At 69.9% G+C, this 22,783-nt stretch carries 25 protein-coding genes and 1 pseudogene; 9 read left to right on the top strand and 17 right to left on the bottom strand.

Annotation, left to right across the window (positions count from 1 at the left end):
- Nucleotides 1-91 precede the first annotated feature (91 nt).
- From AB0N03_RS39415 to AB0N03_RS39430, 4 genes are all read right to left on the bottom strand, one after another.
- Complete coding sequence (locus AB0N03_RS39415) at nt 92-439, bottom strand: hypothetical protein (RefSeq protein ID WP_364383379.1); 348 nt, start codon at nt 437-439, stop codon at nt 92-94.
- 113 nt (nt 440-552) lie between these two features.
- The gene (locus tag AB0N03_RS39420) at nt 553-1,200 is read right to left on the bottom strand and encodes a response regulator transcription factor (RefSeq protein WP_364383382.1); all 648 of its coding nucleotides are present in this window, start codon (nt 1,198-1,200) and stop codon (nt 553-555) included.
- Nucleotides 1,197-2,423, bottom strand: coding sequence for a histidine kinase (locus AB0N03_RS39425; RefSeq protein WP_364383385.1), 1,227 nt, complete (start codon nt 2,421-2,423; stop codon nt 1,197-1,199). The genes AB0N03_RS39420 and AB0N03_RS39425 overlap by 4 nt, the downstream gene beginning before the upstream one ends.
- A gap of 110 nt (nt 2,424-2,533) precedes the next feature.
- Complete coding sequence (locus AB0N03_RS39430; RefSeq protein ID WP_364383388.1) at nt 2,534-3,076, bottom strand: snapalysin family zinc-dependent metalloprotease; 543 nt, start codon at nt 3,074-3,076, stop codon at nt 2,534-2,536.
- Nucleotides 3,077-3,245: 169 nt separating this feature from the next.
- Here AB0N03_RS39430 and AB0N03_RS39435 point away from each other — a divergent pair, with 169 nt between their 5' ends.
- Nucleotides 3,246-5,180: an AarF/UbiB family protein gene (locus tag AB0N03_RS39435; RefSeq protein WP_364383391.1), complete on the top strand. Its 1,935-nt coding sequence runs from the start codon at nt 3,246-3,248 to the stop codon at nt 5,178-5,180.
- Between the two features lie 51 nt (nt 5,181-5,231).
- Here the strand turns inward: AB0N03_RS39435 and lepB are convergent, their stop codons facing one another.
- From lepB to AB0N03_RS39480, 9 genes are all read right to left on the bottom strand, one after another.
- Nucleotides 5,232-5,558: a signal peptidase I gene (gene lepB / locus AB0N03_RS39440; protein WP_364383394.1), complete on the bottom strand. Its 327-nt coding sequence runs from the start codon at nt 5,556-5,558 to the stop codon at nt 5,232-5,234.
- 39 nt (nt 5,559-5,597) lie between these two features.
- The gene (locus AB0N03_RS39445; RefSeq protein WP_364383397.1) at nt 5,598-5,930 is read right to left on the bottom strand and encodes a YnfA family protein; all 333 of its coding nucleotides are present in this window, start codon (nt 5,928-5,930) and stop codon (nt 5,598-5,600) included.
- A gap of 178 nt (nt 5,931-6,108) precedes the next feature.
- Nucleotides 6,109-6,510 (bottom strand): metal-sulfur cluster assembly factor, encoded by a 402-nt coding sequence (locus AB0N03_RS39450; protein WP_364383400.1) that lies wholly within the window; start codon nt 6,508-6,510, stop codon nt 6,109-6,111.
- Nucleotides 6,507-6,956 carry a Fe-S cluster assembly sulfur transfer protein SufU gene (gene sufU / locus AB0N03_RS39455; protein WP_364383403.1) on the bottom strand — a complete coding sequence of 150 codons (450 nt, stop codon included), beginning with the start codon at nt 6,954-6,956 and terminating at the stop codon, nt 6,507-6,509. The genes AB0N03_RS39450 and sufU overlap by 4 nt, the downstream gene beginning before the upstream one ends.
- Entirely contained in the window at nt 6,953-8,281 is a 1,329-nt protein-coding gene (locus AB0N03_RS39460) for a cysteine desulfurase (RefSeq protein ID WP_364383405.1), read from the bottom strand. The genes sufU and AB0N03_RS39460 overlap by 4 nt, the downstream gene beginning before the upstream one ends.
- 37 nt (nt 8,282-8,318) lie before the next feature.
- Nucleotides 8,319-9,089 carry a Fe-S cluster assembly ATPase SufC gene (gene sufC / locus AB0N03_RS39465; protein WP_364383408.1) on the bottom strand — a complete coding sequence of 257 codons (771 nt, stop codon included), beginning with the start codon at nt 9,087-9,089 and terminating at the stop codon, nt 8,319-8,321.
- Between the two features lie 29 nt (nt 9,090-9,118).
- Nucleotides 9,119-10,291 carry a Fe-S cluster assembly protein SufD gene (gene sufD, locus AB0N03_RS39470; RefSeq protein WP_364383411.1) on the bottom strand — a complete coding sequence of 391 codons (1,173 nt, stop codon included), beginning with the start codon at nt 10,289-10,291 and terminating at the stop codon, nt 9,119-9,121.
- Between the two features lie 2 nt (nt 10,292-10,293).
- Nucleotides 10,294-11,742 carry a Fe-S cluster assembly protein SufB gene (gene sufB, locus AB0N03_RS39475; RefSeq protein ID WP_364383414.1) on the bottom strand — a complete coding sequence of 483 codons (1,449 nt, stop codon included), beginning with the start codon at nt 11,740-11,742 and terminating at the stop codon, nt 10,294-10,296.
- On the bottom strand, nt 11,739-12,539 hold the full coding sequence (locus tag AB0N03_RS39480; RefSeq protein ID WP_364383573.1) for a metalloregulator ArsR/SmtB family transcription factor: 801 nt from the start codon (nt 12,537-12,539) through the stop codon (nt 11,739-11,741). Before AB0N03_RS39480 ends, sufB begins: the two co-directional genes overlap by 4 nt.
- A gap of 172 nt (nt 12,540-12,711) precedes the next feature.
- Here AB0N03_RS39480 and mptB point away from each other — a divergent pair, with 172 nt between their 5' ends.
- The 6 genes and pseudogenes from mptB (at nt 12,712) to AB0N03_RS39510 (ending at nt 18,376) form a co-directional block, all read left to right on the top strand.
- Nucleotides 12,712-14,343, top strand: coding sequence for a polyprenol phosphomannose-dependent alpha 1,6 mannosyltransferase MptB (mptB, locus tag AB0N03_RS39485; RefSeq protein ID WP_364383576.1), 1,632 nt, complete (start codon nt 12,712-12,714; stop codon nt 14,341-14,343).
- Between the two features lie 6 nt (nt 14,344-14,349).
- Nucleotides 14,350-15,276, top strand: coding sequence for an ABC transporter ATP-binding protein (locus AB0N03_RS39490; protein ID WP_364383417.1), 927 nt, complete (start codon nt 14,350-14,352; stop codon nt 15,274-15,276).
- Entirely contained in the window at nt 15,273-16,058 is a 786-nt protein-coding gene (locus AB0N03_RS39495; RefSeq protein ID WP_364383420.1) for an ABC transporter permease, read from the top strand. The genes AB0N03_RS39490 and AB0N03_RS39495 overlap by 4 nt, the downstream gene beginning before the upstream one ends.
- A 101-nt stretch (nt 16,059-16,159) precedes the next feature.
- Nucleotides 16,160-17,125, top strand: coding sequence for a COX15/CtaA family protein (locus tag AB0N03_RS39500; RefSeq protein WP_364383423.1), 966 nt, complete (start codon nt 16,160-16,162; stop codon nt 17,123-17,125).
- Nucleotides 17,126-17,173: 48 nt separating this feature from the next.
- Nucleotides 17,174-18,102, top strand: a pseudogene (locus AB0N03_RS39505) (acyl-CoA desaturase).
- Between the two features lie 94 nt (nt 18,103-18,196).
- Nucleotides 18,197-18,376: a hypothetical protein gene (locus tag AB0N03_RS39510; RefSeq protein WP_364383426.1), complete on the top strand. Its 180-nt coding sequence runs from the start codon at nt 18,197-18,199 to the stop codon at nt 18,374-18,376.
- Between the two features lie 39 nt (nt 18,377-18,415).
- Here AB0N03_RS39510 and AB0N03_RS39515 read toward each other — a convergent pair whose 3' ends face one another.
- On the bottom strand, nt 18,416-19,567 hold the full coding sequence (locus AB0N03_RS39515) for a hypothetical protein (RefSeq protein ID WP_364383429.1): 1,152 nt from the start codon (nt 19,565-19,567) through the stop codon (nt 18,416-18,418).
- Between the two features lie 174 nt (nt 19,568-19,741).
- Between AB0N03_RS39515 and AB0N03_RS39520 the strand changes: the two genes are divergently transcribed.
- Complete coding sequence (locus AB0N03_RS39520; protein WP_364383432.1) at nt 19,742-19,909, top strand: hypothetical protein; 168 nt, start codon at nt 19,742-19,744, stop codon at nt 19,907-19,909.
- On the opposite strand, the gene AB0N03_RS39525 is transcribed toward AB0N03_RS39520, so the two are convergent.
- On the bottom strand, nt 19,910-20,770 hold the full coding sequence (locus AB0N03_RS39525) for a hypothetical protein (protein ID WP_364383435.1): 861 nt from the start codon (nt 20,768-20,770) through the stop codon (nt 19,910-19,912).
- Nucleotides 20,767-21,057 (bottom strand): hypothetical protein, encoded by a 291-nt coding sequence (locus tag AB0N03_RS39530; RefSeq protein ID WP_364383438.1) that lies wholly within the window; start codon nt 21,055-21,057, stop codon nt 20,767-20,769. Before AB0N03_RS39530 ends, AB0N03_RS39525 begins: the two co-directional genes overlap by 4 nt.
- Nucleotides 21,058-21,150: 93 nt before the next feature.
- Here AB0N03_RS39530 and AB0N03_RS39535 point away from each other — a divergent pair, with 93 nt between their 5' ends.
- Nucleotides 21,151-22,119, top strand: coding sequence for a quinone oxidoreductase (locus AB0N03_RS39535; protein WP_364383441.1), 969 nt, complete (start codon nt 21,151-21,153; stop codon nt 22,117-22,119).
- A 97-nt stretch (nt 22,120-22,216) separates the two neighbouring features.
- Here the strand turns inward: AB0N03_RS39535 and AB0N03_RS39540 are convergent, their stop codons facing one another.
- A complete protein-coding gene (locus AB0N03_RS39540; RefSeq protein ID WP_364383444.1) occupies nt 22,217-22,783 on the bottom strand; it encodes an FKBP-type peptidyl-prolyl cis-trans isomerase in 567 nt (188 codons plus the stop codon).

Here is a 22,783-nt window from a genome sequence, read left to right on the forward strand (position 1 = left end):
CGCAAGAACGGCCTCCACATCATCACCGCGCTACGCGACGCCATCACCGGAAACCCCTGGCTGCCAACGAACACCGAAATGCCCTGAACAGTTACGTGAATCGACGAGCGACCGGTTGTTCGTAGTGCCTCCGAAGGTGCTCCGAAGCGATTCCGATCTGCATGTTGTAGAAGGCGATGAGAATACCGAGGAGCAGCGAAACCAGGGGTGACACCAGAAGCAGTGACGCACTTTTGCGCTCGATGCCGAAACCCAGTACAGCAGAGCTCACCGTGACCGAGCAGACCACCAACGAAGTTCTGTGATCCATCTTCTTCAGGATTTCGTCACGCAGCGTCCGATACTCCGCCAGAAGAAGGTCACGCGCGAACCCGGCGTCACCGATGATGTCGTTCACGTCGGAAGACTCGACATCCACTTCCTCATCGGAGACCGCCATCCCACTCCCTCCAGGCTTCGAACCTCGTCAACCAAGTCGGTTCAACATTGGCTTTGTTACACCGTTCATGGTGCGAACTTCGACGTCGTGGATGGCGCGTCCACAACTCCGCGTCAACCCGCCGGCGTCACGAAGCCCGAGTCGTACGCCCGGATCACCGCCTGCGTCCGGTCCCGCGCCCCGAGCTTCGCCAGCACGTTCCCCACGTGCGTCTTCACCGTCTGGATCCCGAGGTACAGCTCCCCCGCGATCTCCCCATTGGCCAACCCGGCCGCCATCAGCCGCAGCACTTCGCGTTCCCGCTCGGTCAGGCCCGCGCCCGCCAGCCCGTCACCGGACGGTGCGTGGCGGGCCGCGAGGCGGCGGATCGCCGCCGGGAACAGCAGCGACTCGCCCGTCACCACCGTCCGGATCGCCGCCACGATCTCCGCCGGCCGCGCCCGCTTGAGGAGGAACCCGCTGGCGCCCGCGACCAGCGCGTCGTACACGTAGTCGTCGTTCTCGAACGTGGTCACCACGATCACCTTCGGCGGATCGTCCAGAGTGGACATCAGGTGGGTCGTGGCCCGGATCCCGTCCACCGCGGGCATCCGCACGTCCATCAGCACGACGTCCGGGCGGAGCCGGGCCACCAGGCCGGGTACCTCGGCGCCGTCGGCGGCCTCGCCGACCACCGAGAGGTCGTCCTCGCTGTCGATGATCGCCCGCAGCCCGGCGCGGATCAGCGGCTCGTCGTCGACCAGCAGCACGCCGGCCCTCATCGCCCGCTCCCCCACGGCACCCGCACCACGACCTCCCACCGCTCGTCCACCGGCCCGGCCGACAGCTCGCCGCCGAGTACTTCGACCCGCTCGGTCATCCCGCGCAGGCCGCGGCCGCCGCCGGCGCGGCCGGAGCCGGTCCCCAGCGGGTTGGTGACCCGGGCGGTCAGGCCGTGCGCCGCGACGTCGACGACCACCGTCACCGGGACCCTACCGGCGTGCCGCACCGCGTTGGTCAGGCATTCCTGCAGGATCCGGTACACCTCGCGCGACACCACCGCGGGCACCGCGGCCAGGTCGCCGCCGATCTCCGCGGTGACGTCGGTGCCGGCGAGCCGGGTCGTTTCGAGCAGCGTCTCCAAGCCGGTCAGCCCCGGTTGCGGTGTCCGGCCCGCCGCCTCGTCCCGCAGCAGCCCGAGGACGTGGTCGAGGTCGTCGAGGGCCGTGCGGGCGGACTCCTCGATCGCGCCGAGCGCGCGTTCGGTGAAGTCCGGGTCGGTGCGCAACGTCCGCCGGGCGGCGCCCGCCTGGACGGTGACGACGCTCAGCGCGTGCCCGACCGAGTCGTGCAGCTCCCGGGCCAGGCGGTTGCGCTCGGCGAGCTGCCCGGTCCGCCGTTCCAGCCGGGCGATCCGGTCGGCGGCGGTGATGCCGAGCAGCCGGCCCGCGGCCCGGCGCAGCCCGCCGCCGATCGCCGCGACGGCGTAGACCAGCAGCACCACACCGAGCGCGAACACGACGGGCAGCCACACCGAAGGCCAGCCGGTCGGCACGGTGACCTCGGCGCCGTCGGCGGTCTGGACGAGGTGCCCGGTGAACACCGCGCTGATCGAGACCCCGATGGCGACGGGCGCGGCGAGGCTGAAGAAACTGACCACGAACCCGGCGACGACGTGCAGCACGAACATCGCGGCGGCACGCCGGCGGCCCGGCCGGGTGCGGGGTTTCGCGGGGGCGTCCGGCACGGGGTCGTCGAGCAGTTCACGGACGGCGGTGGACTCGAGGACGTGCACGGCGGGCAGGAAGGCGGTCCCGGCGAGCACGACCAGGGTGAGCAGGCCGCCGATGAGGGTCGCGCGCTCGATGGTGGTGACGAAGGGCAGCAACGACGGCACGGCGACCGCGGAGAACAGCAGGTAGGGCACGCTGATGGCCCCGCCGAGGACGAGGTACACCCAGCGGCGGTAGGTCGCCTTGCCGGTCAAGGGGCGGAGTACGCGCACCGGCCGATCTTCGCAGGCGGCCCCGGTGCGCGCCTCCCCCTCGCGGTGGACCACGTCGTGAGTGGGAAACAGTGTTCCAACCCGGTTTCCCACTCACGACCGGCACCGGCTCAGTACGCGACGCTGCGGGTTTCCGTGCGGGTCGCGGTGAAGCCGTTCACCCACAAGGACTGCACCTTCGCCGCCTCGCCCGCGGAAGGCTTCGCGTTCTTGCACGCCGTCCCCGGGCCGTGGCCGGACATCAGCTCGGTGCACGGCCCCGTGTAGTGGTCCGGCAGGCCCAGGTTGTGGCCCAGTTCGTGCGCCGCGATGCGGGTCGGGTCGAAGCCTTCGGCCACCTGGCTCGTGTCCAGGTAGATGTCGCCGCGGCCGTGGCCGTTCGTGTTCGTGTACGAACCGCCGCTGTGGATCTCGTGGAACTTGATCGTCGCGCCCGACGTGCGCTTGACCAGCTTCACGTCGGTGACGACCGCGTTCCAGTTGGCCGCGCCCTGGTCGATCTGGGCGAGGTAGTCCGGCGCGCCCGACGAGCTGTAGTACAGCGTCGTGACCGCAGCCGCCGAAGCGCCGGGCGCCACCGCGAGCCCCAGGCCCAGCGGGGCCGCGAGGGCCGTGGCGAGTGCCACGACCCGGCCGATCGCGCGTCCGTTCATCGTGTCTCCTTCGTCCGGTTTAGAGAACACTTCACCGTGGTTCGCGCGGTCAGGTTAGAAGTCCACGGCCGATCCGGGCCACGGCCGAAAGTAGTTCCCTCGCGAGAGGGAGCCGCATCCCGCCGCCGCATGAGCCGTCCGGCCCAGCCGCCGTGGTCTGCTTCGCGGCATGGACGTCTTGCTGGGCCTGCTGACCCTTCCGCTGTACGCGCTCGTGCTGTGGCCGCTCGTGGTCGCGTCGCGGCGGGTCCTCGGGGTCCGGATCGGCGCTGTCCGCGCGCTGTGCGGCGCCGGGTTCGGCTGGCTCGTCGCGGGCGGCATCGGCCAGGCGTTCCCGGTATCCCTGCTGCACAACGGCGGCGCGGCCGTCGGCCTGCTGATCCCGTTGGCGGGCAGCGCTTTCCTCGCGACGCTGATCTTCCTGTTCGTCGCCGAGATGGCCCTGCCGAGCGGGTTCCGGCCGCGCTCGCTGCGCGCCAAGGTCTCCCGCGCCCGCCGGTATTCGCAGATCAGCCGGATCGCCGTCAAGCACGGCCTCGGCCGCTACCTCGCCGGCCGCCGCGACCCCGATCTCGCGCCGGGACGGCACGCCAAGCTCGCCCGGTCGCTGCGCCGCGCGCTGGAAGAGGGCGGCGTGACGTTCGTCAAGCTCGGCCAGCTGCTTTCGACGCGCGCGGACCTGCTGCCGCCGGTGTTCGTCGACGAGCTCGGCAAGTTGCAGGACCAGGTGGCGCCCGCGAAGGCCGACGCCGTGTGGGCCGTGCTGACGGCCGAACTCGGCGGCTCGCCCGACGACGTCTTCGCCGAGTTCGATCCCGAACCGCTGGCCGCCGCGTCGGTCGCGCAGGTCTACCGGGCCCGGCTGCACAGCGGCGAGGACGTCGTGGTCAAGGTCCAGCGCCCGGGCGTGCGGGAGCAGGCCGAACGCGACGTCGACATCGTCCGGCGCGTCGCCGCCGCGTTGGAGGACCGCGCGGACTGGGCGCGCTCCCTCGGGGTCGCCGAGCTCGCCGACGGGTTCGCCGAGGCGCTGGCCGAGGAGCTCGACTTCACCATCGAAGCCCGCAACATCACCGCCGTCGCCGCGACTTCGTGCCCGGAGGTCGTCCTGCCGACCGTCCACAAAGCACTGTCCACCGAGCGCGTCCTCGTCATGTCCCGGTTGGCCGGCAAGCCTCTGGAGACGGCGCCGGCGGCCGACCGCAAGCGGCTCGCGCGGTCACTTCTGCGGTGCCTGCTCGACCAGGTGATGATCGGCGGCGTCTTCCACGCCGACCCGCACCCGGGCAACCTCATGGTCCTGCCCGACGGCCGCCTGGGGCTGCTCGACTTCGGCTCGGTCGGCCGGCTCGACGCCGGGCTGCGCGGCGGCCTGCAGAACCTGGTGCTGGCGCTGGACCGCGGCGACCCGGCCGCCCTGCGCGACGGGCTGCTGGAGATCGTCGACCGCACCGACGACATCGACGAGCAGCGCCTCGAACGCGCTCTCGGCGCGCTGGTCGCCAAGCACTTCGGGCCGGGCCGGGCCGCCGGCCTCGACCTGTTCACCGGTTTGTTCCGGGTGGTCGCGGACTTCCGGCTGAGCGTGCCGCCGCCGGTCGCCGCGGTGTTCCGCGCGCTCGCCACGGTGGAGGGCACGCTGGCCGCGCTGGATCCCGCGTTCGACGTCGTGGCCGAGTCGCGCGCGTTCACCGTCGAGCAGGTCGGCGCCCGCCTGCGGCCGGACTCGCTTCGCCACACCGCGCTCACCGAGGTCATGGCGCTGCTGCCGGTGCTGCGCCGGCTCCCCCGCCGCGTCGACCGCATCGGCGCGGCCCTGGAGGAGGGCCGGCTGTCGGTGAACGTCCGGCTGTTCTCCGACGAGCGCGACCGGTCCGTGGTCACCGAACTGGTCCACGAGGTCCTGCTGGCGTTCGTCGGCGCGGCGACCGGGCTGATGGCGGTACTCCTGCTGACCTGCACCGGCGGCCCGCGCATCGCGGCGGACCTGACGCTGCACCAGGTGTTCGGCTACAACCTGCTGGTGATCAGCGCATTGGTGGGGCTGCGGCTGCTCTTCGTCGTCTTCCGGCGCTCCGGACGGCGGTCACGATCAGCCCGATGAGCCCGGTGACGAACAGGAAGAACCCGCCGAGGATCCACCACCGCAGGCCGGTCAAACTCCCGTCGGAGTACGGCGTTCCCGGCAAACCCGCGTCCGCGAACGAGGTGACCGGGTCAGTGGCTTCGGGGTGACGACCGTGCCGGTGGCGACCACGACTCCGACGACGCCGGACAACCGCACCGGGCCGCCGAAGCGCGAATCGTCGGAATTGCCGCGGTTGTCGCCCTCGACGAAGATCGCTCCCTCGGGAACCTTGGCCGAAAACGCGAAGAGGCCCTCGAAGCCGGGAGTGATGTAGGGCTCGGTGATCGGCTTGCCGTTGACCGAGAGACGTTCGTCAGCGCAGCAGGCGACCGTGTCCCCGGCCAGCCCGACCACACGGACGACGCTGATCCCGTCGGCCCGCCACCGCGGTCGTTACCCCGTCCGGGGCGCGTACATGACCACCGCGACCCCCGCCAGGCACAGCAGCGCGCCGAGCACGTCGTAGCGGTCCGGGCGGTAACCGTCCGCCATCATCCCCCAAGCCAGCGACCCCGCCACGAACACCCCGCCGTACGCGGCGAGGATGCGGCCGAAGTGGGCGTCCGGCTGGAGCGTCGCCACGAAGCCGTACACGCCGAGCGCCAGCAGTCCGCCGCCGATCCACAGCCAGCCACGGTGTTCGCGGACGCCCTGCCAGACCAGCCACGCGCCGCCGATCTCGCAGACCGCCGCGGCCAGGAACAGGAGGATCGACCGCAGGACCACCCCGGGATACTAGCTCCCGTGCCGTTCACGCTGAGTCATCCCGCTGGCGAGACGACCGCTGGTGCCCTCCGCGCTCGTCGCCAGGGGCACGCGCGGTATAGACCGTTATACAGATGCCGTTAAGGCCACCTTACGGGCGTCAGACGCCGTAAGGTGGCCTTGACGGCACGAAGCTGTACTAGACGGTGAAGCCGAGGGCGCGCAGTTGCTCGCGGCCGTCCTCGGTGATCTTCTCCGGGCCCCACGGCGGCATCCAGACCCAGTTGATCCGGAAGTCCTTGACCAGGCCGCCGGACGTCAGCGCGGCGTTCGTCTGGTCCTCGATGACGTCGGTCAGCGGGCAGGCCGCCGACGTGAGCGTCATGTCGATCGTGGCGGTGTTGTCCGGCTCGACGCGGATGTCGTAGACCAGGCCCAGGTCGACGACGTTGATGCCGAGTTCCGGGTCGACGACGTCGCGCATGGCTTCCTCGACGTCCTCGAGCTTGGCGAGGTCGAGGTCCTGCGTGGCCGTGGTCTCGGCGTCGAGGTCGGCGGCGGTCCGGCCCTCACGAGCGTCCGTGGCGGTGTCTTCGGTCATGCTTTCTCAGCTCCACTGGTGGTCCGGGCGACGGCGTCCTTGAAAGCCATCCAGCCGAGGAGGGCGCACTTGACGCGGGCGGGGTACTTCGCGACGCCCGCGAAAGCGATCCCGTCCTCCAGCACGTCCTCGTCCGGCTCGATCTTTCCCTTGCCCTGCATCAGTTCCACGAAGGCGTCCATGGTGGTGAACGCCTCCTCAAGCGTGTGGCCGACGACGAGATCCGTCAAGACCGAAGTCGAGGCCTGGCTGATCGAGCAGCCCTGGCCGTCGTAGGAGACGTCGGCGACCTTCCCGTCGTCGAGCTTGACCCGCAGGGTCACCTCGTCGCCGCAGGTCGGGTTGACCTGGAACGACTCGGCGTCGAACGGGTCGCGCAGGCCGCGGCCGTGCGGGTTCTTGTAGTGGTCCAGGATGATCTCCTGGTACATGTTCTCCAGGTTCACTGGGCCACCCCGAAGAACTTCTGTGCCTCGCGCACGCCCGCCACCAGCTCGTCCACCTCGGACAGCGTGTTGTAGAGGTAGAACGACGCGCGCACGGTCGCCTGCGCGTTGCAGGCCCGGTGCAGCGGCCACGCGCAGTGGTGGCCGACGCGGACGGCGATGCCGAGGCTGTCGAGCACCTGGCCGGCGTCGTGCGGGTGCACGCCGTCGATCACGAACGACACGGTCGCGCCGCGGTCCTTCAGGTCGGTCGGCCCGATGATCCGGACACCCGGGATCGCGCCGACGCATTCGAGCGCGGCCGCGGCCAGCTCGTGCTCGTGGGCGGCGATCCGGTCCATGCCGATGGCCGAGAGGTAGTCGACGGCCGCGCCGAGGCCGATGGCCTGCGACGTCATCGGCACGCCGGCCTCGAACCGCTGCGGTGGCGGCGCGAAGGTCGAGCCCTCCATGCGGACCATCTCGATCATCGATCCGCCGGTGAGGAACGGCGGCATCGCTTCGAGCAACTCGGTGCGGCCGTAGAGGACACCGATGCCGGACGGGCCGAGCATCTTGTGCCCCGAGAACACCGCGAAGTCGACGCCGAGAGCGTGGAAGTCGACGGGGAAGTGCGGCACCGACTGGCAGGCGTCGAGCACGGTCAGCGCACCGACGGCCTTGGCCTTCTCGACCAGCAGCGAGACCGGGTTGACCGTGCCGAGCACGTTGGACTGGTGCGCGAACGCGACCACCTTGGTGCGCGGCGTGATCAGCTCGTCCACATCGGACAGATCCAGCCTGCCCTCGGAGGTCACCTTGAACCACTTCAGCGTCGCCCCGGTGCGCTGGCACAGTTGCTGCCACGGCACGAGGTTGGCGTGGTGCTCCATCTCGGTGATGACGATCTCGTCGCCCGGGCCCACGACGAAGCGCGCGGCTTCGGGACCGGCCGTGGCGGCGTTGCTCATCGAGTATGCGACGAGGTTGATGCCCTCGGTCGCGTTCTTGGTGAACACCAGCTCCTCGGGGTCCGCGCCGACGAACTCCGCGATCTTCGCGCGCGCGGACTCGTAGGCGTCGGTGGCCTCTTCGGACAGCTGGTGCGCACCGCGGTGGACGGCGGCGTTCGACGTGAAGACGTAGTCGCGTTCGGCGTCGAACACCGCGGTCGGGCGTTGCGACGTCGCCCCGGAGTCCAGGTACACCAAGGGTTTCCCGTCGCGGACGGTGCGCGACAGGATGGGGAAGTCGGCCCGCAGGGCCGCCACGTCGAGTGGCACACCCGCCGAGGCACGCTTTCCCGCCGAGGTGGCACCAGCAGAGCTGGCCGAGGTGGTGGTCATCGGGCCGACTCCTCTCTTCTCGGTGTAATAAGACGTGTCAGAGCGCGGCCGGCTCGGGCTTGCCGACGTACTTGACGTAGCCGTTCTCCTCCAGCTCGTCCGCCAGCTCCTTGCCGCCCGACTCGACGATCTTGCCGCCGGCGAAGACGTGCACGAAGTCCGGCGTGATGTGCCGCAGGATCCGGGTGTAGTGCGTGATCAGCATGACGCCGACCTCGCTCGAAGCCTTGTACGCGTTCACGCCCTCGGACACGACGCGCAGCGCGTCGACGTCGAGACCGGAGTCGGTCTCGTCGAGGATGGCGAACTTCGGCTTGAGCAGCGCCAGCTGCAGGATCTCGTGGCGCTTCTTCTCGCCGCCGGAGAAGCCCTCGTTGACCGAACGCTCGGCGAACTCCTGCGAGATCTCGAGCTTGCCCATCTCCTCCTTGACCTCCTTGACCCAGTGGCGCAGCTTGGGAGCCTCGCCACGGACCGCGGTGGCCGCGGTGCGGAGGAAGTTGGACATCGACACGCCCGGCACCTCGACGGGGTACTGCATGGCCAAGAACAGCCCGGCCCGCGCGCGCTCGTCGACGCTCATCTCGAGCACGTTCTCGCCGTCGAGCAGCACCTCGCCGGAGGTCACCTGGTACTTCGGGTGACCGGCGATCGCGTAGGACAGGGTGGACTTGCCGGAGCCGTTGGGGCCCATGATCGCGTGCGTCTCGCCCGACTTGATCGTCAGGTTGACGCCCTTGAGGATCTCCTTGGCGCCTTCGTCGGTGTTGACCGAGGCGTGCAGGTCCTTGATTTCCAGGGTAGCCATTCTTCGTTTCCTAAAGTCTGTGGACGGCGTCAGGCGCCAACGGCTTCGAGCTCGGCCTCGATCGCGGCTTCGAGGCGCTCGCGCACCTCGGGGACGTCGATCTTCACCAGGATCTCGTGGAAGAACCCGCGCACGACCAAGCGGCGGGCGGCTTCTTCGGCGATCCCACGCGACTGGAGGTAGAACAACTGCTCGTCGTCGAACCTTCCCGTCGCGCTCGCGTGGCCGGCGCCTTCGATCTCACCGGTCTCGATCTCGAGGTTCGGCACGGAGTCCGCGCGGGCACCTGGTGTGAGCACCAGGTTGCGGTTGAACTCGTAGGTGTCGGTGGCCTCGGCCGCGGCCCGGATCAGCACGTCGCCGATCCACACCGTGTGCGCGCCCTCGCCCTGCAGCGCGCCCTTGTAGCCCACCCGCGACTTGCAGTTCGGCACCGCGTGGTCGACGAAGAGGCGGTGCTCCTGGTGCTGGCCGCCGTCGGCGAAGTAGACGCCGAGCATGTCGACGTCGCCGCCCTTGTCGGCGAAGGTCGCCGTCGGCGAGACGCGGACCAGGTCACCGCCCAGGGTGATGACGGTGTGCCGCAGCGCGGCGTCGCGGCCCAGCTTCAGGTGCTGCTCGGAGACGTGCACCGCGTCGTCGGCCCAGTCCTGGACGCTGACGACAGTGACCTTGGCGCCGTCGCCGATCACGAACTCGACGTTGTCGGCGTAGGTGCCGGAGCCGACGTGGTCGAGCACGACCACGGCCTCGGCGAACGCCTCGGCGCGGACCTGCAGGTGCCCGTAGGCGACCTGATCCACGCCGGGGCCGTGGATGCGCAGCACCGACGGCTTGGACGCCTTCGTCTCCTTGGGCACCGTGACGACGGTGGCCTTGGTGAACGACGAGTAGGCCTGGGCGGCGATCCGGTCGCTCGGGACGCCGGCCTGGCCGAGGCGCGAGTCGTCGCGGCCGACGGTCTCGATGGTCAGCTCGGGCGCGGCGTCGGCTTCGAGGGTGATCTCACCGGTGGCGACCGCGCTGCCGTCGTGCAGGCCGCGCAGCCGCTTCATCGGCGTGAAGCGCCAGTTCTCCTCACGGCCGCCCGGGACCTCGAAGGCCTCGACGTCGTAGGAGGTGAAGCGCTCCGCGCGGGAGGCCGCCGGAACGACGGCCCCCTCGCGAAGGGCTTCCGAAACGTTGTTCTCGGTAACCGACATGTCTAGCCGACGGACCCTTCCATCTGGAGCTCGATCAGGCGGTTCAGCTCGAGCGCGTACTCCATCGGCAGCTCACGCGCGATGGGCTCGACGAACCCGCGCACGATCATCGCCATCGCCTCGGCCTCGTCGAGACCGCGCGACATCAGGTAGAACAGCTGCTCTTCGCTGACCTTCGACACCGTGGCCTCGTGACCCATGGACACCTCGTCGTTGCGGATGTCCACGTACGGGTACGTGTCCGACCGCGAGATGGTGTCCACCAGCAGCGCGTCACAGACGACGCTGGAGCGCGAGTGGTGCGCGCGCTTCGCCACGCGGACGAGGCCGCGGTACGAGGTGCGGCCGCCGCCGCGCGCCACCGACTTCGACACGATCGTCGAGGAGGTGTACGGCGCGAGGTGCTCCATCTTGGCGCCCGCGTCCTGGTGCTGGCCCTCGCCCGCGAACGCGACCGAGAGGACCTCACCCTTGGCGTGCTCGCCCATGAGGAAGACCGACGGGTACTTCATGGTCACCTTGGAACCGATGTTGCCGTCGATCCATTCCATGGTCGCGCCCTCTTCGCACTTGGCGCGCTTGGTGACCAGGTTGTAGACGTTGTTCGACCAGTTCTGGATGGTCGTGTAGCGGCAGCGGGCGCCCTTCTTGACGATGATCTCCACGACCGCCGAGTGCAGCGAGTCGGACTGGTAGATCGGCGCCGTGCAGCCCTCGACGTAGTGCACGTAGGCGTCTTCGTCGACGATGATCAGGGTGCGCTCGAACTGGCCCATGTTCTCGGTGTTGATCCGGAAGTAGGCCTGCAGCGGGATGTCCACCTTGACGCCCTTGGGCACGTAGATGAACGAACCGCCGGACCACACCGCCGTGTTCAGTGCGGAGAACTTGTTGTCACCGGCCGGGATGACCGAGCCGAAGTACTCCTCGAACAGCTCCGGGTGCGTCTTGAGCGCGGTGTCGGTGTCCAGGAAGAGCACGCCCTGGGCCTCGAGGTCCTCGCGGATCGAGTGGTAGACGACCTCGGACTCGTACTGCGCCGCGACACCGGCGACGAGACGCTGCTTCTCCGCCTCGGGGATGCCCAGCCTGTCGTACGTGTTCTTGATGTCCTCGGGAAGGTCTTCCCAGCTCGCAGCCTGCTTCTCGCTGGAGCGGACGAAGTACTTGATGTTGTCGAAGTCGATCCCGGAGAGGTCCGCACCCCAGTTGGGCATGGGCTTCTTCTCGAAGAGCTTGAGCGCCTTCAGTCGCGCTTCGCGCATCCACTCCGGCTCGGACTTCTTCCCGGAGATGTCGGTGACGACATCTTCGTTCAGCCCGCGACGGGCGCTGGCGCCCGCCTCGTCGGAGTCGGCCCAGCCGAACGCGTACTTGCCCAGGGACTCGATGGTCTCTTCCTGGCTCAAGGGCGCGGTGGTGGGAGTGCGCTGCTCGGCAGCGGCAGTCATGCGGGTTTCCCTCCATTCGGGATCCGTGCTTCGCGCCCGGCGGGCTGCGGCTCCGCCACCCTCGGACGCTCTGTGCTTCCCGGCTCGGGATGGGCCGGGTGACCCGTCGTAACGGGTACGTGAGTGGTGCACGCGGAGTCACCGCGCGCGATGGTCGCCAGCCGCTGGACGTGGGTGCCCAGCAGCCGCGCGAACGCCTCCGTCTCGGCCTCGCACAGCTGCGGGAACTCCGCGGCCACGTGGGCGACCGGACAATGGTGCTGACAGAGCTGCGCGCCGACGTTCTGACCTGGGGCGGGCGCGCCGACCTGACGGGTCGACGCAGCGTAGCCCTCCCTGGTCAGCGCGGTCGCGAGGACCGCCGCGCGCGTCGCCGGATCACTCGAACCGGTGATCGCCGCGCGGTGCGGCTCGACCAGCGACGCGACCCGACGCTCGGCGAAGGCGCGTACGGCGTCTTCGCCCGCGTGCTCGGCGAGGAAGCGGATGGCGGACACGGCCAGGTCGTCGTAGGCGTGCCCGAACCGGGCACGGCCGGCCTCGGTCAGCAGGAAGAGCTTGGCCGGACGACCCCGGCCTCGGGGTCCGCGGCGCGGCGCGTCCCGAGTCTCGGCTTCGCCGTCCGCGAGAAGCGCGTCGAGGTGCCGGCGGATGGCTGTCGGGCTGATCCCGAGCTGCTCGGCGACCACGGCGGCGGTCATGGGACCCTGTTCCAGGAGCAGCCGGGCGACCTCGTGCCGGGTCTTGCCCTCGGCGCTGACCTGCGACGGGACAGCGTCGATCAGGGCGCGGGGCATGTCGCCACCCGCCGGATCACCCGCCTCCGTCTTTTTCACAACACAAGTGTGTCTTATTTCCCGGCGGTCGGCAAAGGCGGGGTGTCCGGCAGTGACCCGACTCACTCGAAGGCGGCCCCGATACCCTGCACGCGTGGCAGTCGGCGAACACCCTGCGCAGCAGGAACGGCAAGTGGCGGATCTCTCCACCGGGAGTGCTCACCCCGTCACGCTTTCGCCCGTCCACCCGCTGGACCCGCTGCCCCTCGAGGCCGACGAGCGACGCGGCCTGAACGTCGTCCGCCGCTTCGGCACGGTCGGCTCGCTCTTCCTCGCGCTCGGCTCCCTCGGCGCCGGCGCCGCCCCGGTGATCAACCCGGTGCAGGAGATCCCGGTGCTGCGGCTGTTCACCCGGATCCCGACGGTCTCGCTGGCCATCGCGATCTCCGGGATGGGCATCCTCGTGCTCAGCTGGCTGATGCTCGGGAAGTTCGCCCGGCCCGACCGCGCCCGGCTGGCGTCGCAGGGCCAGCTCGCGCGCACCATCGCGCTGTGGGTGCTGCCGCTGCTGGTCATCCCGCCGCTGTTCTCCCGCGACGTCTACAGCTACCTCGCGCAGAGCGAGATCGTGCACCGCGGCATGGACCCCTACGTCCTCGGCCCGGCGCAGGCCCTCGGCGTCGCCGACCCGTTCACCGCGGGCGTGTCGAACATGTGGCGCGAGACGCCGGCGCCGTACGGCCCCCTGGTGCTGCGCCTCGGCGGCTGGCTCGCCCCGCTGGCGGGCAACAGCATCGCCGTCGGCGTGCTCCTGCAGCGCGTGCTCGCCCTGGCCGGCGTGGTCCTCATCGTCTGGGCGCTGCCCCGGCTGGCCCGCCGCTTCGGCGTCCAGCCCGCGACCGCGCTGTGGCTCGGCGCCCTCAACCCGCTGCTGATCTTCCACTTCATCGCCGGCGCCCACAACGACGCGCTCGCCATCGGCCTGATGCTCGCCGGGCTGGAGGTCGGCATCCGGCGGCTGCCTATCCGGGTGAAGGGCGACACGCCACCACCCCTGGCGCACGGGGAGCTGCTCTACATCGGGCTGGGCGTGGCGATCATCACCCTCGGTGTCGCGGTGAAGCTGCCGGCGCTGTTCGCCTTGCCGTTCTTCGCCGTGATGGTGGCGCGGCGCTGGCACGGCCGGCTCAAGGACCTCTTCCTCGCCGGGGCGCCGATGGCGCTGTGGTTCGGCGCCGTGCTGGTCGCCGTCTGCTTCGGCACCGGGCTCGGCTTCGGCTGGGTCGGCGCGACGTTCGACACCCCCGGCCTGGTCCGCTCCTGGATCTCCCCCACCGCCGAGCTGGCCAACCTCTCCGGCGTCCTCGGCATCGCGCTCGGCCTCGGCAACCACACCAACGGGCTCGTACCGATCCTCGGCGCGCTCGGCTACCTGATCGCCGTCGCCATCACGTTCAAGTTCCTGTGGGACAGCTTCAAGTGGCGCTACCGGCCGATCATCGGCCTCGGCGTCTCCCTCGGCGCGGTGATGATCCTGCAGATCAACCTGCAGCCCTGGTACGTGCTGTGGGCGGTGATCCCGCTGGCCGCCGCGGCCGGGACGTCCCGGTTCCGGGTGGCCGCGGCGGTGTTGTCCGCCGCTCTGCCGTTCCTGCTGCCGCCGACCGGCAGCACCTTCGACGGCCGCCCGTACGTGCTCCCCTTCGCCTACGTCGCGGCGATCGTCGTGTGCGGCGGCGGGATGCTCATCGTGCGGCGGCTCGCTCCCGTCTTGCTCTCCAGGCCGTCCCCGCGGGTGCCCGTGCGGGTCGACGCCGTATCGTGACCCGATGTGAGTGCCCCCGCCGTCGAGATCACCGGGCTGGTCAAAAGCTACGGCTCCACCCGCGCGGTCGACGGTCTCGACCTGCGGATGGAGCGCGGCAGCCTGCTCGCCCTGCTCGGCCCGAACGGGGCCGGCAAGACCACCACCGTCGAGGTCTGCGAGGGCTTCCTCCGCGCTGACGCCGGTTCGGTGCGCGTGCTCGGCCTCGACCCCGTGCGCGAGTCGGCCGAGTTGCGCCCCCGCATCGGGATCATGCCCCAGGGCGGCGGCGCCTACCCCGGTGTCCGCGCCGACGAGATGCTCGGGCTGGTGGCCTCCTGCGCGGCCTCCCCGCTGGATCCGGCCTGGCTGCTGGACGTCCTCGGGCTGGCATCGGTGCGGCGGACGCCGTTCAAGCGCCTTTCCGGCGGGCAGCAGCAGCGGCTTTCGCTCGCCTGCGCCCTGGTCGGGCGGCCCGAGCTGGTGTTCCTCGACGAGCCGACCGCGGGCATGGACCCGCAGGCCCGGCGCCTGGTGTGGGACCTGCTGGGCGCGTTGCGCCGCGACGGCGTCTCGGTGCTGCTGACCACGCACCTGATGGAGGAGGCCGAAGCGCTGGCCGACACGGTGGTGATCGTGGACCACGGCAAGGTCGTCGTCTCGGGCGCGCCGCAGTCGTTGACGGTGGACGAGAGCGGCAACGCGGGCCTGCGGTTCAAGGCGCGCACGCGGCTGGACACGGCGCTGCTGACGGCGGCGCTGCCGGAGGGCTACGCGGTGCGCGAGTCGGCGCCGGGCACGTACGTGGTGGTCGGGCCGGTCGACCCGCAGGTCGTGTCGACGGTCACGGCGTGGTGCGCGCAACAGGGCGTGCTGCCGGAGGAGCTGCAGGTCGGCAAGCGGACGCTCGAAGAGGTCTTCCTGGAGCTGACCGGACGGGAGCTGCGGGCATGAGCACTTTTCCCGCCGGGACGTTCACCCCCGCCCCCGGACGCGGGTCCCTGGGCCGCATGCTGCGCACGCACGCGCGGGTGGAGGTGAGCCTGACGCTGCGCCACGGCGAGCAGGTGCTGTTGACGCTGCTCATTCCCTTGGCGCTGCTCATCGGGTTGTCCCTGTTGGACGTCCTGCCGGCGGCCCAGCTCGGTTCGACGTCCAAAGTGGACTGGATCACGCCGCGCATCCTGGCGCTGGCGGTGATGTCATCGGCGTTCACGGGCCAGGCGATCGCCCTGGGCTTCGACCGGCGCTACGGGGTGCTGAAGCGCCTCTCGGCGACGGCGTTGCCCCGGTGGCTGCTGGTGGCCGGCCGGCTCGCGGCGGCCGTCGTGGTGGTGGTTCTGCAGTCGGTGATCATCGGTGTGGTGGCGGCATTCTTGGGATGGTCGCCTTCTTTTGCCGGCTTGGCTTCGGCGGTGTTGCTGCTGGTGCTGGGGACGCTGGCGTTCGGGGCTCTCGGCGTTCTCTTGGGTGGCGCGTTGCGCGCGGAAGCCGTGCTGGCTTTGGCGAACATCGTGTGGTTCGTGTTGCTGCTGGCGGGCGGCATCCTGCTCGCGCCGTCGGCGTTGCCTTCGGGGCTGGCTCGGGTGGTGGAACTGCTGCCGTCCGGGGCGCTGGCCGAGGGACTGCGTTCCGCTTTGGTCGACGGCGCGTTCGCACCCGGGCCCATGCTGGTCTTGGCGGTGTGGGCGGTCCTGGCGGGAGCGCTGGCTTCCCGCACGACGAAACTCACCTGAGTCCCGGGCCGGGCATGACCTAGGTCCCTTGCGGCCACGCCGGTGTTCTGGGCGCCGGGACCTGCCGAAAGCCGGATTTCCGGGCGCTCTACCATCGATGGGTGCCGTTCACCAGCCTCGTCGCCCGCCTGCCGTTTCCGTCCGCCGCCGTGCAGCGGGCCGTCGGGATCGCCGCGGTCCTCGCGCAGGCGCTGATCGGCGTCACCGGCTCCATCGTGCGCGTCACCGGCTCGGGCCTCGGCTGCCCGACCTGGCCGCAGTGCGTCGCCGGCAGCCTGGTGCCGAAGCACGATTCCGGGATCGACGCGCTCAACCAGTGGATCGAGTTCAGCAACCGGCTGCTCACCGGCGTCGTCATCGCCGTGGCCGCGGTCGCGGTCATCACCGCGTGGCGCGTGCAGATCGACCACCCGGGCCGCACCCGCCTGGTCAAGCTGGCCTGGACGATGCCCGGCGGCGTCGTGCTGCAGGCCGTCGTCGGCGGGATGACCGTGCTGGCCAAGCTCGAGTGGTGGACCGTCGCGATCCACTTCCTCGCCACCACTCCCCTCGTCTGGCTCGCGGTCCTGCTGCTGCGCGCGTTCCGCGAAGGCGACGAACCCGCGCGCCCGCTGGTCCCCGCGGCCGGCCGCGGGATCCTGGTCGCGCTGGCCGTCGTGCTGTGGCTGGTGCTCGCGGCGGGCACGACGGTGACCGGCGCCGGCCCGCACAGCGGCGACATCAACACCCACCGCCTGGCCGTCCCGGTCGAGACGCTCGCCCAGGTCCACGGCGGACTGCTGGTGCTGTACATGCTGCTGCTCGCGGTGTTCGGCCTCCAGCTGCTGCGCGTCGGCGCGCCGAAGGGGCTGTGGCAGCGCTACACGTGGGTCTGGGTGATCGCGCTCGCGCAGGGCGGGCTCGGCTCACTGCAGTACGCGCTGGGCGTGCCGGAGGCGATGGTGTCGTTCCACGTCCTCGGCGCGATGGCGGTGATCATCGCGACGGCGACGCTGTGGACGGGCAGCCGCGACCGCGGCCCGGTCGTGTCGCTGAGGGCAGCGCCTAAGGAACTCGCCACCGCCTGAGCAACCGCCGGTCACGCCGCCTTAACGCGCACCTCATAGGGTTTGCGCATGACGACGCGCTCCGCGCCCAAGCCGCTGATCTCCCACAGCCGGGGCACCGGCGAGATGCTCGTGCTGAAGACGTTCCTGCTGGTGCCGTTCGCGGCACTCCTCGTCGCGGTCCCGCTGGTGTGGGGCTGGGGCATGACGTGGATCGACCTGGCGCTGGCGGCGGCGTTCTACGTGTTCGCGACGCTCGGGGTGACGGTCGGCTACCACCGCTACTTCACGCACGGCGCGTTCAAGGCGTCGCGCCCCCTGCGATCGCGCTGGCGGTGGCGGGCAGCATGGCGGTGCAGGGTTCGGTGATCTTCTGGGTGGCGAGCCACCGCCGCCACCACGCGTTCGCCGACCGGGAAGGCGACCCGCATTCGCCGTGGCTGTTCGGCACGTCCCCGTCGGCGCTCCTGCGCGGTTTCTGGCACGCGCACATGGGGTGGATGTTTTCCCGCGAGGTGACGAACGCTGATCGCTTCGCCCCGGACCTGGTGGCTGACGGCGATCTTCGGGTGGTCAATCGGTACTTCTGGCTGTGGATCACTTTGAGTCTGGCTCTGCCGGCTCTTTTGGGTGGCCTGCTGACGTGGTCGTGGTGGGGCGCGGTGACGGCGTTCTTCTGGGCCGGTTTGCTGCGGATCGCTTTCCTTCACCACGTGTCTTGGTCGGTGAACTCGGTTTGTCACCTGATCAGGGAAAGGCCGTTCGCCAGCCGTGACAAGGCGGCGAACTTCTGGCCGTTGGCGGTGCTTTCCATGGGCGAGTCTTGGCATAACTCGCACCATGCGGATCCGACTTGTGCGCGGCACGGGGTGCTGCGGGGTCAGGTGGATATCTCGGCTCGGGTGATCAGGACTTTCGAGCAACTCGGATGGGCTACCGATGTCCGGTGGCCGAGGGCTGACAGGCTGGCCGCCAAGCGGACAGAGGCGAGCGCTTAGCGCACCAACACCGACACAAAAGAGAGAAGACGCGCTCGATCGTGTCGATTGCTACCCCTTACGGTGAACCGAATTCCTACACCGAAGGAGACTCATGGGCAAGCACAGCACTCAAGACGCGCACAGGAGGAAGCCGTGGATCACCGCGGCAGGCGCGCTGGTACTCGCGGCGACCATAGCGATCGCTCTGGCGCCAGGCGTCCACAAACCGACGGCTGACACCGCAGTTGGTGGCGGCGGCGGGAACACCGGTAACCAAATCGCCATCGAATAAGGATGGATCTCTAGTGACCGATGTGAGTCGCATCGGTCACTAGGATTTCCACCTGAAGGCTACACCGTAATTCTCCCGCGGGTGGCACCCTTCGACAAAAGTGTGCCGGACGAAACCGTCCCCGACGGGGAGCAAATGCGGGGCACCATCGGGCGGTTGCCGAGTCTGCTCGACCTCGAACTGTTCGGCATACCACCAGCACGCCTCGGGAAGATGCTCTGGGTCGAAGTTCAGCTGGATGGTCAGGCCGCCGGGCGCGATACCGTGGTGATCCACTTCGACGTTGAGCCACCTGCGTTCTTCCTCGAGTTGCCCGTCGAGCGCCTCAGACACGAACGTGTAGCGCTCGCCCTTGCGCAGCGTCCCGCGAAAACGCAGACGCGTCATAACCGGCGCGCCGGGGTGCTCCCTGGGTGAAGCGACCGCCCGGCAGGCCCACAAGGCCGTCACAGGTAAGTCTGCCGGATCGTACGTCCAGCCGGTCGCCGAGTGGACGTCGAAACCGTCGACACCGTCCTCGCAGGCGATGATGTCGCGTTCGGTGATGCGGCGCCGCACTGTCCGGCGGTGCATGACCGCCGTGATGAGCATGCGCTCCACGAACACCGGCTGTGCCCCGTTCGAAGCCGGCCGAGCCCGCCAGGCGTCGCGGCCGTCCGGGACCTCCACGGCCGCGCGGCCGATATCGATGTACCGCTGCCAGCCCGGCCCGTCCAGCGAAACGAGTTTCTCCGCGAGGCGGACAGCCAGCGCTCGGGGCGCCGACCGCCAGGCTTTGTTCATCGGAGTCGTAGTGGTGGGCGGTGGGTCTCCGAAAACGACCGGCAACGGCAACAACTGCTCGAAGCGGGCGCCCAACGTCGCCTTCCAGCCGGTCCCGCCCGGCGACGGCGGGACCCGGAACGCCGCGATCAGAGTGTGGCGGTGACGAGCGTCTCCGGTGGACCCGATCTCGTCGACGATCAGGCCCCACAGGGCGAACGCTCGCGAGCCGACCGACCCGGCAGGCAGCGACACGGTCGGTGCCACCAGAGAGCGGAGCGCCTTCGCCGGCTCGCTCGCCGGCTCGTTGATCGCCTCACCGAGAACCGCACGAGGACCACCACCGCTCGCGCGTTTCGCCAGCCAGCGCAGCGCGGCCTCGACCTCAGCGGCCGACGCTACCTCGTCGACGTGCTCCCAGATGGTCATGGCGCCTCCGCTTCCCCGACGAAGATCGACAATTCCCGACAACGGCGAGATCTGCGGCGACAAAACTCCGGCAACAAAAAAACCGACTCGGAAACAAAAGATCAGTTCCGGCCCGGCCCACCGCCGGTCACCATTGCCTGTGGCGTACTAGTACACCATTGAAGGGGTAGCACAGTGACCAAGCGTAAGACAAGCAAACCGGGCCGCGATCTGCGGAAACTGGTCAAGACCGGCCTGACGGGGATCGGCGGCCTCTACCTGATCACCGGCTCCCTCGCCGTGACCACGATCGGAGCCGTGGTCGCACTCGCGCTCGCCGCGGTGCAGCGAGCGTCCCGGTGACTACGCCAGCTGCTGCCGCACCGCCGAGGCGAACCGCATCGCCGCGGCCGGGTCCGTCTGGCGGAAGCCCAACGACGGCTCCGTCAACTCCAGCTCCAGCAGCAACGGCTTCCCGTCCGCACCACGCACCAGGTCCACCCGCGCGTAGAGCAGCTCGGCCCGCAAGATCCCCAGCAAAGCCGACGCCGCGTCCAGGACGTCCTCCGCCAAGGCGATCGCGTCCGGGGACGGTGAGGCTGCGGCCAACGATTCGGAAAGGTACAGTCCCGAGTCGTCCATTGTGGACCCGAGCATTGCGCCCTTGCTGAACGCGTGCGAGTAGATCCCGCCCAGGTAAACCAACGCCAGCTCGCCCGAAGTGTCCACACTGGACTGGTACGGCTGGATCAGCGCCGTGTGCCCCTCGGCGTGCAGGGCCTCGACGTGAGAAGTGGCGTCCGCGCCGCCGGCGAACTTGGCCGCGCCGCGGGAACCCGCGCCCACCGATGGCTTCACCACGAAGTCCGACGAGGGAAAGCGAGCAGCGTCACCGGGCGGAACCAGGACCGTCGGGACCACCGCGACGCCCGCGTCGAGCAGCTCGGCCAGGTACGACTTGTCCGTGTTCCAGCGGATCACCGCGGCGGGGTTGTAGAGCGCGGGAACCGACTCGCACCACGAAAGGAACTCGGCCCGCCGCTCCGGGTAGTCCCACGTCGCCCGCAGGATCACCGCGTCCGCCGAGGAGAAATCGACCGAAGAGTCCCAAGGCGCCCACGACACCGAGAAGCCCAGCGACTCCAGGGCCGGCACCACGGCGTCGTCGTCACCGTCGCCCGTGGGGAGCTCCGCGCAGCTGACGAGGATCGCGCCGCGGCTCACCGGCCCGCCATCTTGCGCCGGTGCTCCGCGCCGATCTTCGTGGCCTTCACCGTCTCCGCATCCCAGGTTGCCGGTGAGAGGTCCTCGACCGCCTCGACCAGGGCCTCACCGGTCGCGACGCTGGGCACCACGACGTCGCCGAGCGCGCCGTCGGCTCCGACCAGCACGACGCGCGCGCCCGCGCGGCCGATGTTCTCGACCACCGCCCGGGACGGCTTGCCGTGCGTCTTCACGAACTTGCGCGCCGCGCCCAGCTGCGCGCTGGTCGGCGAAACAGTCTCTTCCACGTCCCGAACGATAACCAACAACCCGGCGGAACGCGGAACAGCGTGGCGTCGGCCATAGTTGCACCCAGGGAGAACCCGACCCCAGGAGGACGCATGCCCACCGCAGTGCAGGTGACGAAGACCGGCGGCCCGGAAGTGCTCGAAGCGGCCGAAGTGGACGTCCGCGCCCCGGAGGCCGGCGAACTGCTGGTCGACGTCGCCGCGGCCGGCGTCAACTACATCGACACCTACCAGCGCCAGGGCATCTACCCGATCGACCTGCCGTTCGTGCTCGGCCTCGAAGGCGCGGGCACGGTCGTCGAGGCCGTACCCGGCACCGGGTTCGAGGCCGGCGACCGCGTCGCCTGGCAGGGTTCACTCGGCAGCTACGCGGCCCGCAAGATCGTGCCGGCGGAGATCGCCGTGAAGGTACCCGAAGGCGTGACGCTGGAGACGGCCGCCGCGACCATGCTGCAGGGCATGACCGCGCACTACCTGGTCGCCTCGACGTTCGAGGTCAAGCCCGGGCACGACGTGCTGGTGCACGCGGCCGCGGGTGGCGTCGGCCTGCTGCTGGTGCAGCTGGCGAAGGCGCGCGGCGCCCGCGTGATCGGCACGGTGTCGACCGAGGAGAAGGAGAAGCTCGCCCGCGAAGCCGGCGCCGACGAGGTGATCCGCTACGACCGGGACGACTTCGCGAAGCTCACCCGCGAGCTGACCGGCGGCGACGGTGTCGACGTCGTCTACGACGGCGTCGGCAAGGACACCATCGACGGCAGCCTGGCCAGCCTCAAGATCCGCGGCCTGCTGGCGCTGTTCGGCGCGTCCAGCGGCCCGGTCCCGCCGATCGACCCGCAGCGCCTCAACTCCGGCGGCTCCCTGTACCTGACCCGCCCGACGTCGGCGCACTACACGCGCAGCCGCGAGGAGATCGACTGGCGGTCGAAGGAGCTGTTCGACGCGATCCTCGCGGGCGACCTCACCGTCCGCGTCGGCGGCAAGTACCCGCTCGCCGACGCCCGCAAGGCCCACGAGGACCTGCAGGGCCGCCGCACCACCGGCAAGCTCCTGCTCATCCCCTGACTTCAAGCGCCCCAAGGTGGCCTTCGGTGCGTCTGACGCACCGAAGGGCCCCTTGGGTGCGTCAGACGCAACCAAGGCCACATTGGGGCGCTTGAAGTCAGCCCTTGTCGGTCGGGACCGAAACCGCGTCGGTGACGAAGACCAGCGTCTCGTTCGGCTTGATGCCCTGGCCGCCCTCGCCGTACGCGAGGTCCGGCGGGATGATCAGCAGCCGGCGCCCGCCCTGCTTGATGCCCTCCAGGCCCTGGTCCCAGCCCGGGATGACCTCGCCCGCGCCGAGGTTCAGGTCGAACGTCTCGCCGCGGTCGAACGAGCTGTCGAGCTTCCGCTTGTCCGACCACGTCACCAGCAGGTAGTTCATCTTCAGCTTCTGTCCGGCCTTGGCGGGGTTGCCGGTGCCCTCGGACAGGTCCTTGGTGATCAGCTTCTTCGGCGGGTCGCAGTCGTCGGGAATGGTGATCGTCGGCACCTCGCCGAACTTCCCCGTCGTCTTGATGTTGTCCGCGGTGCACTCGCGGCCCTTGCTCTGGGTCGCCTGGGCGGCACCGGACGACGGGACGGGCGGCCCTGCCGGGGCGGCCGTCTGGGGTTTGGCGTCCTGGCCGCACGCGGCCAGGGACAGCGCCGCCGCGGCGACGACCACGATCTTCCCGATCTTCTGCAT

Origin of the sequence: Amycolatopsis sp. NPDC051061 (assembly GCF_040682935.1) — a bacterium.
In the GTDB taxonomy this organism is placed as follows: Bacteria; Actinomycetota; Actinomycetes; order Mycobacteriales; family Pseudonocardiaceae; genus Amycolatopsis.